We start from the raw sequence: 17184 nt of genomic DNA, 5'->3' as shown, positions 1-17184 counted from the left end.
TGTATGCAAGCGACAAGTATAACCTAAAATAAAACATGAGTTGAAAGATTTTCTGCTTTAAAGGCGGGGGGGGGCATTATATTAACTCATCACAGAAGGATATTAAAATGAATGAATCTTATCACCCTTTTAAGTCAGAAAAAGCAAAAGAAAAATATCTTGCTTTCAATGATGAACATGCTAAACTTTGGCCTGTTCCTTCAAAGAATAAATATATTGAAACCTCTTATGGAAAAACCTTTGTTAGAATAAGTGGTCCAGAAGATAAACCACCTTTAATTCTTTTACCCGGGGATACTGAAAATTCATTGTCTTGGATGCCCCAGATAAAGGCTTTTTCAGAACACTATCAAACATATGCATTAGACAATATCTATGATAATGGGCGAAGTATATATTCTCGACCTTTGAAAAAGCCCAGAGATTTTGTTTACTGGTTAAATGAAGTGTTTGATGTATTGAATCTGAAAAACAATATTAATCTACTGGGATTTTCCTACGGCGGATGGATAACAGGTATTTATACTTTGACTCATCCAGAAAGACTTAATAAAACCATACTTATCTCTCCATCTACAACAGTATTACAACCCAGAACAAGTTACTTGATACCTGCAATATTCGTACATTTTTTTCCATTTCATTTCTTTGTGAAAAAACTAGTGTATTGGGAAAGAAAATGTTTAGTAAAACAAGGAGAAGTAGGTCGAGCTATTGCAGACCAAATGACCGAGGATATCGTATTGTCCGGTAAATGTTTTAAATTGAGAAAGTTTATCAATCCAACGCTTTTAAGTGATCATGATTTACAAAATCTTAAAGTTGCTATAATGTACCTTATTGGGGAAAAAGAAGTTATGTACCCTGCTGATAAAGTTGTGAAGCGCCTTAATACTATTGCACCTCAAATAAAAACAATAATTATACCTGATGCCAGCCACGATATAACGCATTCCCGGGCAGAGTTGGTCAATAGAAAGGTTCTTGATTTTTTAAAAGAGCAATAACGTTTATCAACACACCAACATACAACAACGTAGCCTATGAAAAAACTTAATCCAGTTCTTTAAAGCTAATTATTATTTACTTTTTTACTCGAGTTAGAGAGTAAGATGCATCCTCCAAGTGGCATACAGCGGCATCCTAAACAAAAACATTGTATACCATTAGGTTACAGTGGCTTATATGACGAAAATCATTTCATAAACTGATACACTATAGTAATTTGCTTTCAAAATCATATCCATATCATGAAAGCAACATTTTTATCTATCTGCTTCATGTTACTATTCAGTTTCTCTTACGGACAAGCAGATAATCAATCAACCAAAAATACAACCGTAGGTTTTGAACTAGATGCAGTACCCTATATCTTCAAAGGATATTATGGTTCGGTCTGGGTTGGTCACAATCATTTGAGATATAGAGCAGTCATTACAAAAATAGAAACACCTGACTTTGTTTTAGAAGATGGTTTTACCAACAATGAAATGAAAGTTTATGCGGCCATTGTGGATTACTTTTTTAAACCTGACTTTGAAGGTTGGTGGATAGGTCCAGGTCTAGAGTATTGGGACGCTACGATACAGACCGATGCTAAATTGGAAACTGCAGAATACAATAATATAATATTCACTCTTGGTGGAGGATATGTCTGGAAGTTCTATAAGAATTTCTATTTGAACCCGTGGGTAGCTGGGCATTTAAGAATAGGTGGGGATAAAGACGTCATGGTAGACCAAAGTACATTTGAAACAAAACTAATAATCCCTGAAATATCTGTAAAGCTTGGCTGGCATTTCTAATGATAAACTGTAAATCATGAAAACCGCATTAATCATTATTGGAGTAATTTTAGCTTTAATCATTGTTGCTTTTACGTATTATAGGGGCTTCACAAGTGTGAATTGTAGGGTTGACACCCAAGGAGGAGAGACTTTAGTCTTCAAGGAAATGATAGGAGATTACGCCAAGAGTAAAAAACTATCGGACGAAGTCTATTATGCCTTACTCAATGAATACAAAATTGAAACTTTCAAAGGATTTGGTATTTATTACGATAACCCAAAAGAGGTTGAAAAAAGCAAATTACGTTCTGAAATAGGTTGTATCGTGGAACAAAAGGATAATTCAAAAGTGTCTCAAATCCAGGGAGCGTTTAAAATTAGAACATATCCTGAAAAATCGTATATCGTAGCTGAATTTCCGTTCAAAGGTAGAATGTCGGTTATTTTAGGGGTAATGAAAGTGTATCCTGCAATGGACAAGTTCGTTAAAGAAAAAGGTTATAATGAGAAAGGTGCTATTATGGAAATCTATGATGTGCCAAATAAAAAGATTGTGTATCGTAAAGAGATCTAGTAGAAAATCAAACTTGAGTTATTTCCATTTTATTAATAATGTCCTTTAAAACGAACGTTTTTTGAGACCATATATGTACAAGGCTTGCTGTAATCAATCCCACCTTTAGTTGAACTTTGGATGCCTTGGATGACAAAATGAAATCCGTGCAGACCGTCTGCCTAATTTACTGTACATATTAATATAAAACATTACATATTATAGCAATAAATAGTAGTTTAAGTATTTGTTTTATTGGTATTTACCTATATGCTACTAACTATCATTTGTACTCTACAAAATCGAAAACCAAGCACATTTCAGAAAACAAACCTGCATTGCATGCGCAATGCTATTTGTTGTTTCCGCTAAAAGCTGGAACGGACCTATTGGTTTTCGACAGGATTACCTCACACCTGCGCAAAGCTTCGGTGTGCAGGACGGTTTTCCTTTGCGGCCCCAGGTGAAAATAGAACGTCCAATGGCTAACGCCACTGGTTTTATTTTGTTCCATGCTTGAAACGCCCTTGGCTTTCCAAGCTTTCCACAAAACAAAAAATCCATTACTGGCGTAATGGACGTTCTGCGTTAAGTGATCGCGACAGGATTCGAACCTGTGACCGTCTGCTTAGAAGGCAGATGCTCTATCCAGCTGAGCTACGCGACCTTGTTGCGGAGCGAAGCTGCCTGTCCGCCATAGCGGAACGGAGGAGGAAGCTACGCGACCTTGTTGCGAAGCGAAGCTGCCTGTCCGCCGCAGTGGAACGGAGGAGGAAGCTACGCCACCCTAAGAGGCTGCAAATATACACAACATTCAAAAATCGACAACATTCAAAAAACAAAAAATCCCGGGATAGCACCTAAAATCTTCAGGAACCCGTCAACCTTGCCTCTACCGGCCTACTGGTCAAAAAACACCAGCACCTGCAAATCTTCCGTTATATCAAAAAACCGATGCGGGATCTTGGCCCTCACAAACAGAATACTGCCAGCAGCTACGGACACCGGTTCACCCTCTGCCTTAAACTGCGCCCTTCCCTTTACCACATAATAGACCTCATCCGTTTCGTGCGGCTGTTGCCGGTCCTCCTCCCCTACCCTCAGCATATAAATGCCTCCCAAGAGTTTTTCTCCCTTAAAAAAGGGGTGCCACTTTTGTTGTTTTTCCAAACTTTGGGCCACTAGCGAGTCCATTTCAAAAATGGCCGACGCAGGATCCCGATCTTCCTGTGCCTGTAGCGCCGTTGCCAAGGTGAATACAAGGTAAACTACAAGTTTTCTCATTCTATGAAGATACAAAGTACTCCGGTTTCCCCCAATGTTCCTTGCCATTTTTATAGCGTTTGGGCGCAAGCAAATCCACCAGACACGGGAAGCAAGAAAAACCTTGGGTCATTATGGTTATTTTAAGCTTTGACATCGACAAAAACCTTAGGATTGCTAAGGTTTTATTTAGCCTTTCTTTTCCTACAAGAGGGTGTAGTCCCTAAAAATCAGCATTTTATCGGAAAGCCCTTTAAAATGAGTGGTTTAAAGTAAAAGAAAAGTTTGGTTATCTCCTAAATAAAAGTTAAATTCCAGCGACTAATTAATTAAAAACCACCTCACGATGAAGCAAAATTACTCGGTGAGTGGTAACGATTTGCGAAAACGTTTTCGTAATTGTTGCTACTTAATTACACTATTCCTTATTTATTTCTTGGGTGGTCTGCAAAACATGCAGGCCCAACAGATGGAAAGAATGCCCGGCGTACCCGTGGTCTGTCCTGCTAAATTCGAGGACCAGAATTCGCGTATGGCCATGATGCAACTTGCCTCCAAGAAATTTCAGACCACAAGCAAAAGCGCCGTTACAGCGGAGCTGTTGATTACATTTGGCCCCGGCGCGCAAGGCAATGCAGCCGTGGAGGAGGCCTTTCAGTTTGCGCTCGATATTTGGTCGCAAGAGATCGTATCTTCCGTACCCATTCGCATTTTTGCGGATTTTGCGGATTTGGGTGCAGGCGTTCTGGCTTCTGCCGGGCCTACCACCCTGATCAGTAATTTTACGGGAGCACCACAAGCGGATGTCTTTTATCCCGTGGCCCTGGCCAACTCCTTAGCGGGAGAGGACCTTGCGCCCGATCTGGAATTTGATCTTGTCGTCAATATCGGTAATGGTATCCCCTGGTATTTCGGTACCGATGGGAACACCCCTGCCGGCCAATTCGATTTTGTCACCGTGGCCCTTCACGAAGCCGGCCATGGATTGGGCTTTGTGGATGGCGGTAACGTAAACAACAACACCGGCGTTGGTAACATCAATAATGGAGGAAATCCCTTCATCTTTGATACCTTTATAGTAGATAGCGCCGAAAATTCCGTATTGGACATTCCCAATCCATCCGTAGAGTTGGGCGATTTTTTTACCAGTGGCGATGTTTTTGTGAACGGTACCTTTGCCGTAGCTGCCCTGGGTGGAACACTCCCGGAGCTTTTTGCTCCCAACCCGTTTCAGGGCGGATCTAGTATTGCGCATTGGGACGAAGCCGCCTTTCCGGCCGGGGATCCCAACTCGCTCATGAGTCCACAGGTGGGCACCGCAGAATCCAACTTTAATATCGGGGACATTACCCGAGGCCATTTTCGGGATATGGGATGGGTATTGGCCGAACAGCCACCCATAAATGCCATTCCCGCAGCCTTTAATGAAGAAATTTTTATCAACACCACCAGCGTACTGGAACTTACCGTGTCCAATACTTCTGATGCACCGGCTACCGTATCTACAGGTACCAGTCCGGGAGCCAATATTATCAGTTCGTTTTCACCGGAGTCCTTTACCCTGGCACCCGCGGAAGTGATCATTGTTGAAGTCACCCTGAACACCACCGGTATCGTCAAGGGCATTTATGAAGAATCCATAGAGCTTACCATTGATGGTTTTGATGGCTCTGTTAGCGTTCCGGTGACCGTCCGGGTGCTGGATGGCACCGAGGCCCCTATGATCGTGGTAACACCGGAATCCTTTGATGAGACCATACAACAATTAACAGTGGAAACCAGAGATCTTAGCATTGAAAATACGGGTGACGATGACCTTAACTTTAGCATTACTGTAAACGATAACCCGCAGCTTACCTTCCAAAGCCGAGTAGCGGCTTCCAAAGCGGCCATTGCCGCCAGTGGATTTACATCCGGAACCCTATCGGCAAGTAGTCCTGCCAACCCCCTAGCAGCGCTGGTGGGTGCCAATGCCCCCATGAACAAAGTGGTTACCAGTTTGTACGCGGAAGATTTTGAAGGTTTTGCCCTGGGCGACATTGTAAATCAGTTTGGATGGTTTGGACGATTCGAAAACAACTGGACCATCTCCAATGCGAACGCTTTTGAAGGAGCACAACACCTTCGAGGTATTTCCGATGGCTTGGGCCCCGACAGAGCGGCCGCTCCCCTGGCACTTTCACCAGTGGTCGTTGCAGGGAACGAACCTTTTATGGTATTATCGGCCCGTGTTAACGTACAGGGAAGTGGCGTAAGCTGGGAAATTATTCCGCAATCACCTACCGCAGGTTTAGTGGTTACCCGCCTTCGTTTTAACGGGGATGGCAGCATCGATGTCCTTGATGGGGCGTCCAGCTCCTTTGTACCCTTGAGCGTTACTACCCCGGCAGGCTATTTTGATCTGCGCATCATCATTGACAAGGACGACCTGGGTCTGACCATTTTCTTTGATGATTCCCTAGTGTATTCCGGTACGGGTATTACTCCTTTGATAGAAAGTGTTGCCCTCCTATCCGATATGGCGGTAGTGGGGTCTACCATGGATATCGATAACTTTGAGATTACCGACGGTGATCCCAATGCCTTTTTCCTATCGGTTTCTCCCGCTGCGGGAGTGGTCCCTTTTGGAGGGGAAACGGTGGCATCCGTAAAGTTCGATGCCAGAACCCTGGAACCGGGCGACTATTCCGCTACCATCAATATCGTAAGCGACGATACCAACAGTCCGTCCATCGATATCCCGGTAAGCCTTACCGTATTGTCCCCACCGACCATTGAGGTGGCTCCCAATACGCTGAGTGCCACGGTAGACGTGTTGGTCGATATTCCGCCTACCAAAACGGAAACCATTACCATCACCAATAGTGGGCAGAGTCCGTTGGACTTTACGGCCTCACAAAGCCCAAGGACGTTCACACCGCCTTCGGACGACAATACGGCTCAGATGGTCGCAGCGCTAGACATGACAAAATACGGTGTGGGCAAGGCGACCGCAGGTACCGTAAAGCGGGCCGGACTATCCAAGAGTGGCTTTAAATCGGCCCGGGCCGAAACACAGTTGGAAAATGCCCTGATATTTACAGATTCCATCTTTTATGATACGGGCATCAATTTCCCTGACGACTTTGTGGGACTCCAGGGACCGGCAATAGCACTGGCCGTGCGTTTTGAGGCCGAATCCGATTTTACGCTTAACGCGGTCAGAAACGCCTATCGCACAGAAGCCCTTACGGAAGCCGTGATCCTCTTGGAGGTGTATCGAGGCGGTGCCACACCGGATCAGGGAGAACTGCTCCTAACACAGCCCATTACGCTATTGAGCACCGATGGGATTTTCTTGGAGGAAGAGCTCAATGCGCCACAAGATTTTAGTGCCGGCGAGTCCTTCTGGGTAGTACACAAATTCCCGGAAGGTATAGACTTCCCACAAGGGGTGGATGACAATGCAACAGCAAGGGCAGATACCTACTACTTCAGTAGTGACGGAGGTGCCAGCTATACGAATTTGACCGATTTTGTGTTCCTAACCAGGGCCTTAAGCGGTGAAGAACCTTATATTACCCTTGAACCTGCTGCCGGAACGGTGGCCCCGGGATCATCCGTGGATGTTCAGGTAACTTTTGACGGCGCTACCTTGCCCAATGGGACGTTCAATGCCGATATTCTTGTTAACAGCAACGATCCGGTTACACCTACCACAGCGGTAGCCACAACTTTTGAGGTTTCCGGACAAATTTCGGAAATCGCGGTTTCGGACGAATTGGTGCTCTTTAACAGCGTCTTCCTTGGCGCCCAAAGCCAACGCACCTTTACCATTACCAATAACGGTTTGGCACTGCTCAACATTTCCGATATCGCTTCGGATAATGGCGACTTTGTGGTAGAACCTACCTCTGGAGTGCTGGAAGCCGGCAAGTCGCTGGAAGTTAGCGTTACCTTTACCCCTTCTGCACTGGGCAGTATAAACGGTATCATTACCATTACCAGTGATGCGGACAATGCGGAGACCGTGGAGGTCATTGTTAACGGTGTGGGGACAGATCCTCCGGTTGCCGTTCTGGACCCACAGGAAGTATCGGCCACAACCGATGCGGGTACTACGGTAGAAGCGGAAATTACGCTCCGTAACGATGGCAACTCGCCACTCACCTTCTCTTTTCCAAATCTCGCCGTAGCTGCGGCCTTGGCGGATCCCAATGTAAAACTGAACAACACGGAGATCAAATCCTTTGAAGGCTTTAACAATCCCACCAAAGCGCTTAAAGATACCCGTATAGGATCGGTCGTAGAATACGGCCTGGGTACGGATAACGGATTTGGGTATTCTTGGATCGACAGTGACGAGCCTGGTGGTCCTGTAAACAATTTCTTTGATATCACTGCGATTGGTACCGATATTACTGCCGTCCTAGGTGCTGATGGTACGGCCAGTGGCCCCTTGGCCTTCCCATTTGAATACTATGGGGCCAGTTATGAGACCGTTTTCATTAACGCCAATGGTTTCTTGGCCATGCAGGCGCCTACCACCGCATTTACCTTTTTCAACGAGCAGATTCCTGTAGACGATGGGGTGAACAATGTGATTGCCGGTCTCTGGACCGATTTGGAGCCGCAAAACGGTGGTTCCGTGCATGTTGCAAGCTTCCTGGACGCCTTTGTGGTGCAGTGGACCAATGCTCCGGTATTCTCCTCAGCGGAAACCGGTACGGTCACCTTCCAGATCATCCTGTTCGATGACGGGACCATTGATGTGTACTATGCCGACGTAAGTTCGGCCTCCTTCTTGGACAGCGCTACCGTAGGTATTGAGAACGCCGATGGAAGTGACGGGGCACAGGTTGCCTTTAATACAGAATATGTGAAGGAAGGACTGGCGCTGCGCTTTATAAAACCTGCAGTGGCGCTAACGCCGTTCATTAGCAGTATAGACCCAGTATCGGGTGTTGTTGCGGCTGGAGGTTCCCGAACCTTATCGGTCACCTTGGATGCCACCAATTTAAATGATGGTACCTTCTTTGATGAACTTACGGTTTCAAGTAACGCTCCCGACAAGAGCACCAGCACAGCGCTGTTCGAGTTGACCGTAATCGGAACACCAGAAATACAAGCTACGCCGGATGCTCTTGATTTTGAACCTATTTTTGTAGGTCTTAGCAGTGAAGCTTCTTTCTCCTTGACCAACATAGGAACAAAAGCTTTGGAAATCAGTGGTATCTCTAATGGGAATGCCGACTTTACCGTAGATTTTGAAACACCGGTGACCTTGGAACCCGGGGAATCAACAGAGGCTTTTGTAGCCTTTGCGCCCTCTACCGTTGGCGCCATAGCGGATGCGATTACGATTACCAGCAACGACGGGGTTGGCAATGCATCCTTGGAGATTCCCTTGACAGGTGTAGGTGTTGACCCTCCAGTGATAGAAGTATCACCGGAGTCCATAGACCTTACCCTCACTAGGGGACAGTCTGCTACGGAGATCGTGACCCTTCAGAACACTGGAGGCTCTGCGCTAAATTATGCCGTTGCACCACCGTCCCTTGTACTTGAAGGAACTGCGACCCTATTGGCACAGCAGTACGAAAACGGGAGCTATGAAAGGATCAGGAGCAAACAGGCCGCCGATAACCGGGTAGGTCCCACTTTTGTCAACGCAAGTGGAGGCCCAGGTACCTTTGGGTACACCTGGAAAGACAACAACAGTGGAGGTCCTGCCTACGAGTTCATGGATATTAGTGCCACCGGACAGCAGGCCAATGTAGGGGCCGATGGCGACGAAACAGTTGCGCTACCCTTTGGGTTCAGCTTCTACGGGGAAGTTCAAAATACGGTGACCATCGCCGCAAACGGATTCCTCACCTTTGCACCATTGGTAGGTAATAACTTTACCAATCTGCCCATACCGAATGTAGCCAATCCCAATTTCTTTATTGCGCCCATGTGGTCCGATATTGAACCTCAGGATGGAACAGGGGTATTTTATCAGGGCACGGCAGATTACTTCATCGTGCAGTACGAAAATGTACCTGGCTTTGGATTCCCACCCTTTCTGCCCATCCCGGATCCGGTTACCTTCCAGGTAATCCTGTTCCCCGATGGTTCTTTTAAAATGCAGTACAAGAATGTGAATTCTACGCTTAGAACATCAAGTACCGTTGGTATTGAAGGGCCAGAAGGCCTATCCGGCCTACAGGTCATCTTTAACAATGAATATTTGACCGATGAACTGGCCGTTACCTTTACGCCGCCCATTAGCGGTACCTTGGAGCCGGGTGAATCGGTGGAAGTACCTATTGAGTTTGAAACGGACCAACTGGAAGCCGATGCTACCTATGTTGGGAATGTTTCCGTTAGCAGCAATGATCCAGTAAACCCTGTGACCAATATTCCAGTGACCCTGGAAGTGCTCAGGGGACCTGAAGTGGTTAGTCTAACCTTAATCAATCCTGATACGAACCAACCAATAGGACCTCTCAACGATGGTGATATCATAAATTTAGCGGATTTTGGAACGAACAAATTTAATGTCGTAGCCAACGTAGGTGAACTGCCGGTAGGCAGCGTCATATTCGATTATAACGGGACCGAAGGATTCCGCACGGAAAACGTCGCTCCCTTTGCCCTGGCTGGTGACAGCTCCGGTAATTTTAAAGGAATGGTATTCCCCGTTGGACCCAACACCGTTACGGCTACTCCGTTTAGCGGTAGGGGAGGCTCTGGAGAGTCCGGTTTGGGCATTACTGTGAACTTTGAAGTGGTCAACGAAGGTGGGGAGGAATTGATTTCCTTCTCCCTGGTCAATACCACGACCAACCAGGTTATCGGAAACCTTGCCGATGGTGACGTAATAGACCTAAATAACTATCCGGGAACGGGCTTAGGCATTGTTGCCGAAACAATTCTTGAAGGTATAAACAGTGTCGTTTTCGATTTTAACGGTAGCTCCCCTTTCCAAATCGAAAATACAGCTCCCTATGCCTTGTCCGGAGATTCTTCAGGAAATTTCAATGCAACGAATTTCGAAACGGGTATAAACACGGTGACGGCTTCTGCCTATACGTCCAAAAATGGGGGCGGTGTTAAAGCAGCATCCGTAACGATCAATTTTGAGGTAATTCCTGAGAATTTGGAGCTTGCCAATCGTTCTGGAAGAGTACATCCAAACCCTGTGGATGGAATTGCAAACTTTACACTGGAAGGGGCCGAACCGCAGGTACTTACCGCCACCTTGTACAATTTGTCAGGTCAGGTGGTATACCCATCGTTCGACTTTAACCTCAACGATCAAGGGAACGGATTTATGGATGTTACCGATCTTTCCCAAGGCATCTACGTCTTAAGGCTGACCGATAGTAACGGGAAAGTCATTTCACAAGTAAAAGTAGTCAAAAAGTAGTTTGGACTAATTTTAATTTGAGTAAGGCGAAAGGCGGCAAGTAAAACTTGCCGCCTTTTTTTCTACCTTTCGCCCACGAGGTCGGAAATTCTACCTTTTGCCCTTGACAACCGTAAAACCTCAGTTTTTTTGCAATAATCAGGCAATCCCCTTGATCAAATAGAACAAATGGAACACCGCTTATGAGCATATAGTGCCACTTATTACATTGGTTTTTTTATTCCATCCGTATTGGTTGAATTTTGTACCATAACAACCCCCAATAGTAATGGTCCATGGCGGATGACACTCCTCTTTTAAGACGGTCAAAGGAAGTATCCCCAAATCCTTCCCCTAAAGCTATACACCCAGCTATAGTATGTACAGACCCGGAAGGTCTGCAAAAAATGCTGGGCGAACTTAGCGCGCAGTACAAACAGGTAAACACGCTACGGACCCAGCTACCTGAAAGCATCGTCAGGGATTATCTGGCGGGGAACATCGCCTACTGGGAACAGCAATTATTGATTTCGATGGAAATCATAAATGGCATAAAGGAGGACCATCTAAGGTATATGGATGAACATGTACGCATTACGTATTATACCAATACAACTTTAAAACAACTTGAAACGGATGCCTGGACGTTGCTCGGCTATCTGGATATTGGAAATTCCCTTTCTGCCCTTCCCCTGCTCCTAAAAAAACCGTTCCTTCCCAAAAAAATAAGAAAAACGCTTTACCTGCGCCGGAAGCTAGTAGTCAATGATCAGCCCTGTACCTCTTCGGAAAACTTGCTGGCGGTCCTACAGGACCTGGCACTGAAACGGAAGTTCAGGAAATTATCGAAAATATGGGACCGCGAGTACAGTTTGGGCGATTCATATGCCCACCAATTCATTTTTGGTAGTTCTTATGCCCATAAATACACCTTCTTTAAAAACCTTCTTTTCAAGTTCATGGACCTGGTCACCCATATAGAAGCAGCCGAACAGCTCCGTGAGAAGATCCAGAAAATGGCCAATCTCCGGGTAAAGGCTTTCACAGAGGAGTGTTTTGTGGTGAGGACCAATAAAAAAATACCTGTACAAAAAATGCAGGACAGACAGCATCCCGATAGTACGGTCTATAACTTTTCAGATATCATGGACCATCTTGCCCATATCACAAGTGGGAAGACGGACTAGGCCGCTTCGTAGCGATGCAGTTTTTTAAAATTTCCAAGTGAAGCCCAACTTTAGTGGGACTCACAAGGGCGGAGCCGTTTTAAAAACCGGCCTATTCATGGTCATTGTTATACTATAAATGGAAACCTTCTTTATTGTACTGTTCATTTTGATCGGCATCAACGCCCTGTTATTGACCTTTAGCATCAATACAGGGAAAGTTGAAAGGACCGTGGAACATACGCCAGAAGTTGATTGTCCGAGCCAGGTTCAGGCCCCAAGAAATATCCGCACCGAACTATATAGGAGCAGCCACTCAAAGAAAAGCTGTAAAGAAACTGCGCTCGTGAGTTCGGAATGGTTTTACGCCCCAGGCCTGGACATACCATCAAAAAGCACTGTGAAATCTCCCATCTCCCATTTAGGAGATGATGGGGAATGAGCATAAGTTACATAGAAACGTTTTTTCCTTCAGGAATACTGCACTTCCAAAACCATTTTTTCTGGAAGTTTTGATCGGTATCCATGAAGAAAACCGATAAAATATATGTAGCCGGACATCACGGACGAGCTGGCTCTGCTATTCTCAAAGTGTTATGGGCCAAAGGGTACGTAAACATAGTAACCCGCTCCCACAGGGAATTGAATCTTAAGGACAGCCGTGCAACCGCGTCCTTTTTTAAAATGGAAAAACCCGATTACGTATTTCTGGCAGCAGAAAAGGTCGGTTCCAGACTCATGCATACAAAGCAAAGGGCCGATGTTCTTTACGAAAATCTAATGATTCAAAATAATGTAATTGGCCAAAGTCAGTACCATAAAGTAAAAAAGCTACTTTTTTTGGGCAGTCCCTGTGTCTATCCCAAAAGTGCGCCCTGGCCGGTAAAGGAGAAATCCCTGCTTACCGATGCGCTGGACTACACCCATGAACCCTATGCCTTGGCCAAGATAGCCGGTATAAAGATGTGTGAAGGCTATAACATCCAGTACGGTACCAATTTTATATCCGTTGTCCCTGCGCATTTTTATGGTCCCTCCGATGACTTCAATCTGGAAACGTCACATCCATTGCCAAAGCTAATTCGGAAGATATATTTGGGCAAAGCTTTGGAGAATGACGATTGGGAGGCCATTAGGACCGATTTGAACAAACGTCCCATAAAAGGAATTACTGGAAAGGCCAACAAGGGAGAGATTGCCCATATCATCGGAAGATTTGGTGTTCGCCGTATCGATAACAAAAAAGTGATGGTCGAGGTCGGGGGAAATGGCAAAACCCGGGGTGAATTTCTATGGAGTGGGGATATGGCGGATGCCTGTATCTTCTTAATGAAAAACGAGTACGTCAACGGAGCTATCAATGTTACCCCCAGCAGCGGTTCGCGATCCTATTTGGAAGCAGCTTCCAATAAAATGCGCAACACGCCGATCAATATCGGCACGGGAAAGGAAATCTCCATAGCGCAGCTTGCAAAGACCATAAAGGTCGTACTCCGTTTCAAAGGTATTCTTGCCTTTAATGACTGCCCATTGGACGGTGAGCTGCGCAGACTGGCTGATAATACCAAATTGAACAACCTGGGTTGGAAGCCCCGGGTAAGTCTAAAAGAGGGCATTGAACAGCTATACAGATGGTATATCCTAAAATCTTAATTCCGATGGCTTACCCAAAACCCCTACCCACAAAACAAAATGGAGCCTATGAAGATGGGGACACACTCCCTTTACGCCCTAGAAAAACCAACTAATTTGACCGGTATATGAAACAGGATAGATATAGGTACTACCTAAGAGATTTAAGGGACCTGATCAAGGAACGACAACAGGTATTGGAAAGCAGGACTGACCAGGATGTCTTCTCCAAAGGAATCGCCTGTGGGTATAACGAAGTTTTGCAGCTGTTTGAGAGTCAGGCACTGACCTATGAAATTGACCTGAAAGCCCTGGATTATGACGATTTTGGGTTTTCCCCGAAATAGAAGGGATAATTTGGGTTGGGCTTTATACCCTTAATAAACCCCTGTAGACAAACGATCAATACTTGAGTCTCCCTGACCTTACTAAAACGAACTGGCCAAGAGCACCTTGTACTGGTGTCAAAAACACCTTAAACCTTTGCTATGCCCTGGTATGTAATCTATACAAAGCCCAGAACCGAAATAAAAGTCGCAGAAGCCTTACGGATTTTGGGAATTGTAGTGTATTGTCCCCTGGTAACGGAAACACGACAATGGAGCGACAGAAAAAAGAAAGTGACCGTGCCCCTGTTCAAATCCTATGTATTTGTGCATTTGGAGCCTAAGGAACGTAAAAGGGTGTTTGAGGTTCCCGGGGTGCTCAACTACCTTTTTTGGTTGGGAGAACATGCCACGGTAAGTGATGAGGAAATAAAGGTAATCAAAGATTGGAACGAGAATAACGAAGTGGATCAAATAAGCGTGGAAGAATTTTCCCCCGGAGACAAAATCGTTATTTCCCATGGTGTATTCAAAAAACAACATGCACTTATTAGGCATGTCAACAAAAAACGCATGCGGCTGCTTTTACCTGGCTTGGGGTACGCCATTAGTATAAAGACCAGGGAAGTGATCAAGGAAAGGCGATAGCTGCTGGCCCCGGCCATATGGCTACAAAACGAATACGCGGTTAAACATGCAATAAGCATAAAACATGGTTCCAGAACTAAAGGCGTTTATTGTAGAAAAAGAGGGCATGGCCGGTGATGGCCTATCCCTGATGTTGAAAAAATACTTTCCGGAAATAGACCTATTGGGCCTTGCCAAAGATGCAAAGAAGGCCATGGCGCTTATATCTTCGCTAAAGCCCAATATCATCTTTTTGGACATTGAACTGAAAAATGGAAGCGGCTTTCAACTCATGGAAAAGCTCTGTAACAGCAGCTGTTACTTCATTGTAATGGCAGATGTGGAGAAGTACGCCCTAAAGGCGATATCCTATGGCGTAACGGATTACCTGTTAAAGCCCTTTAGTCTGGAAAATATGGTCCTTGCGCTGAACAAGGTAAAGGCCTTAATGCTGTCCGATGCAGAAGGCAGCAACAAAGATTCTGACGATAAGGAAGGTGATAGTGGTATCCTTGCACTACCCTCGGCGGACAGGGTAGATCTTGTGAAAAAGGAGGATATCGTTTATCTGAAGGCCGATGGTCGGTATACCCGGTTTTATTTGGTCTGTGGTACTACCAAAATAGCCTGCAGAAACCTCGGGGAATTCGAAAAGCATCTGGATCCCAAATTCTTCTTTAGGACCCACCATTCCTTTATCGTAAACATCGCCCACGTAAAGAACATCAACAAAACGGCGGGCAATTATTTGGAACTGAAGACCGGCAGCCCTATTCCCGTAGCCAAAAGAAAGCTCGATTCGCTGAACAAATTTTTGGGCATAAAATGAAACCGTCACAACACTGCTCGGAAACCCTCCCTAACACGACAGATGGCAGGAAGACCTTGCAATTTCCCGTCTATTGCCCCATACGCCCACTTATTACTTTGGTTTTTCTTTTTAATCCATTAATGATTAGCTTATCTACATTAAGAATACGCAAAGGTTGCGACCCTACGTAAAACGGTAGGGCTACAATCCTAAAACGGGTCGTGAAATGGTTCCCAAATAACAACTTAAAAATCAAAGCTCATGTTACTACAAAAAATGTACATCGTATTGTTAGTGGGGATATGGATAATATTGCCCATGAAGTGCAAGGCCTTGCCGGGTAAAGACCCAAAAAAACCTGGAGTTTCAGTTATGGTTAAAGAAGTACTTGACAAGGTGGGGGCACCGCTCCCTGCCGCTGAGGAATACATCTGCCACTAATGGGAACGAAGAGGTGCCTAAAACGGGCTACAAGCGCTATAAAAATCCCGATGGCCCACATATTAAATCATTTATATGCTATGGCTACCGAGTATTACATAGGTATTTGATTTCTTGATTTTTAGACTTTAATTAGGGGTTCTTAGCGCATAAGAGGTTGGATATGCCTGAGAACATTTACATTTGGGGTAAAGACCAGGTGGCTCTCACCTGGTCTTTTTTATGGCCATGACCACCTGTTACCCAGAAGGGCCACTTATTACCTGACTTTTGAGCTTTTCCGCTATACCACCTACTTTTAAAATCCCAGGCATAAAACACGGAAACAAGGCGTGCTTTGTCGGTTAGCTATACGTTATGGTCACCTTTATATTCATTTTTTCACTAGCCTACCTGATTGTGGTCATCCTTTTCCTCGGAGGCCACCTCCGATCTAAGGGAGGTACGGAAACATCCCGTTCTAAGAAAGAGGTATGAACACTAAAGACACGTCAGTGAAAACCAAGGACATTTTACTTTTTTTTGACCCCTTAAAAGCACATGGGACCTATGTAAAAAAGATGCTCGCCTCACAAGGTAGAGATCATAAGGCCATCCATACGATTCATGACATAGAGGACGTCTATAAACATATTCAATCGTTCAATGTCACCACCGTGGTATTGTTTATCTACAGCAGGGAAGGGCTTTATCGCTTATTGCCCTTCGTTAACATGGAGATCAATTGCATTCTTTGTACGGATGCCCGTGAAATAGGCTGGTTAAATTACTATCTGGAGGACATCAAAATAATAGATCTTGGACTGCCCAAACAAGAACTTTTTTCGCAAATAGAAACCGAAATATCGGGTTTTTAAGAGGTCGCGGAAAATGGCCATGACCATGTTCCAATATCCCTACATTAAAGATGTTGTCGCCCAGGAACAAATCATAACCTATGCGGCAGAACACCAAGCCTGGCAAGGGCTAAAAAGATACGCTATACGGTTTTAGTGGAAAGCGTCAAGCAAGTCAATACCTTAATAGAGGGTATGGCTGTCGACCAGTTATTACACCAAACGCCCATTTGTTACACCGCCTTTTCTTTCTAAGAAATTAATTCCGAGTTTTATCCACATCCCATTAAGCCGTAGCGGCTAATTTATTGGATTTATCAACTCTTCCTTCCCAAAAAAAAATTTATGCTCCCTCAATAAAAGAGTACGA

13 protein-coding genes and 1 tRNA gene are annotated in these 17184 nt (G+C 45.0%); 12 read left to right on the top strand and 2 right to left on the bottom strand.

The genetic code is table 11. The features are described from left to right. Positions 1-107 precede the first annotated feature (107 nt). The 3 genes from ACRD67_RS20020 (at position 108) to ACRD67_RS20010 (ending at position 2361) form a co-directional block, all read left to right on the top strand. A complete protein-coding gene (locus ACRD67_RS20020) occupies positions 108-1007 on the top strand; it encodes an alpha/beta fold hydrolase (protein ID WP_430969068.1) in 900 nt (299 codons plus the stop codon). A gap of 243 nt (positions 1008-1250) precedes the next feature. Continuing rightward, on the top strand, positions 1251-1805 hold the full coding sequence (locus tag ACRD67_RS20015) for a hypothetical protein (protein WP_430969067.1): 555 nt from the start codon (positions 1251-1253) through the stop codon (positions 1803-1805). Between the two features lie 16 nt (positions 1806-1821). Next, positions 1822-2361 (top strand): GyrI-like domain-containing protein, encoded by a 540-nt coding sequence (locus ACRD67_RS20010; protein WP_430969066.1) that lies wholly within the window; start codon positions 1822-1824, stop codon positions 2359-2361. 572 nt (positions 2362-2933) lie between these two features. Here ACRD67_RS20010 and ACRD67_RS20005 read toward each other — a convergent pair. Together ACRD67_RS20005 and ACRD67_RS20000 are read right to left on the bottom strand one after the other, a co-directional pair. Next, positions 2934-3007: transfer RNA gene (locus ACRD67_RS20005), tRNA-Arg, on the bottom strand. Between the two features lie 233 nt (positions 3008-3240). Further along, on the bottom strand, positions 3241-3624 hold the full coding sequence (locus ACRD67_RS20000) for a cupin domain-containing protein (protein ID WP_430969065.1): 384 nt from the start codon (positions 3622-3624) through the stop codon (positions 3241-3243). Positions 3625-3949: 325 nt separating this feature from the next. Between ACRD67_RS20000 and ACRD67_RS19995 the strand changes: the two genes are divergently transcribed. From ACRD67_RS19995 to ACRD67_RS19955, 9 genes are all read left to right on the top strand, one after another. Then, positions 3950-10996 (top strand): Ig-like domain-containing protein, encoded by a 7047-nt coding sequence (locus ACRD67_RS19995; RefSeq protein WP_430969064.1) that lies wholly within the window; start codon positions 3950-3952, stop codon positions 10994-10996. Between the two features lie 386 nt (positions 10997-11382). After that, positions 11383-12162, top strand: a complete 780-nt coding sequence (locus ACRD67_RS19990) for a hypothetical protein (protein WP_430969063.1) — start codon at positions 11383-11385, stop codon at positions 12160-12162. A 118-nt stretch (positions 12163-12280) separates the two neighbouring features. Then, positions 12281-12583 (top strand): hypothetical protein, encoded by a 303-nt coding sequence (locus tag ACRD67_RS19985; RefSeq protein WP_430969062.1) that lies wholly within the window; start codon positions 12281-12283, stop codon positions 12581-12583. An 83-nt stretch (positions 12584-12666) separates the two neighbouring features. Continuing rightward, on the top strand, positions 12667-13794 hold the full coding sequence (locus ACRD67_RS19980) for an NAD-dependent epimerase/dehydratase family protein (RefSeq protein ID WP_430969061.1): 1128 nt from the start codon (positions 12667-12669) through the stop codon (positions 13792-13794). A 107-nt stretch (positions 13795-13901) separates the two neighbouring features. Next, on the top strand, positions 13902-14120 hold the full coding sequence (locus ACRD67_RS19975) for a hypothetical protein (protein ID WP_430969060.1): 219 nt from the start codon (positions 13902-13904) through the stop codon (positions 14118-14120). Positions 14121-14261: 141 nt separating this feature from the next. Further along, positions 14262-14747, top strand: coding sequence for a UpxY family transcription antiterminator (locus tag ACRD67_RS19970; RefSeq protein ID WP_430969059.1), 486 nt, complete (start codon positions 14262-14264; stop codon positions 14745-14747). A 64-nt stretch (positions 14748-14811) separates the two neighbouring features. Next, positions 14812-15555, top strand: coding sequence for a LytR/AlgR family response regulator transcription factor (locus ACRD67_RS19965; RefSeq protein ID WP_430969058.1), 744 nt, complete (start codon positions 14812-14814; stop codon positions 15553-15555). Positions 15556-15798: 243 nt separating this feature from the next. Further along, complete coding sequence (locus ACRD67_RS19960) at positions 15799-15978, top strand: hypothetical protein (RefSeq protein ID WP_430969057.1); 180 nt, start codon at positions 15799-15801, stop codon at positions 15976-15978. Between the two features lie 473 nt (positions 15979-16451). Then, positions 16452-16835: a hypothetical protein gene (locus tag ACRD67_RS19955; RefSeq protein WP_430969056.1), complete on the top strand. Its 384-nt coding sequence runs from the start codon at positions 16452-16454 to the stop codon at positions 16833-16835. The last annotated feature ends 349 nt before the right edge of the window (positions 16836-17184 follow it).

Origin of the sequence: Eudoraea algarum, from assembly GCF_050589645.1 — a bacterium.
GTDB lineage: Bacteria > Bacteroidota > Bacteroidia > Flavobacteriales > Flavobacteriaceae > JBNGOQ01.
Note: the sequence above shows the minus strand (reverse complement) of the source record. Positions and strands in the feature narration are given on the sequence as shown.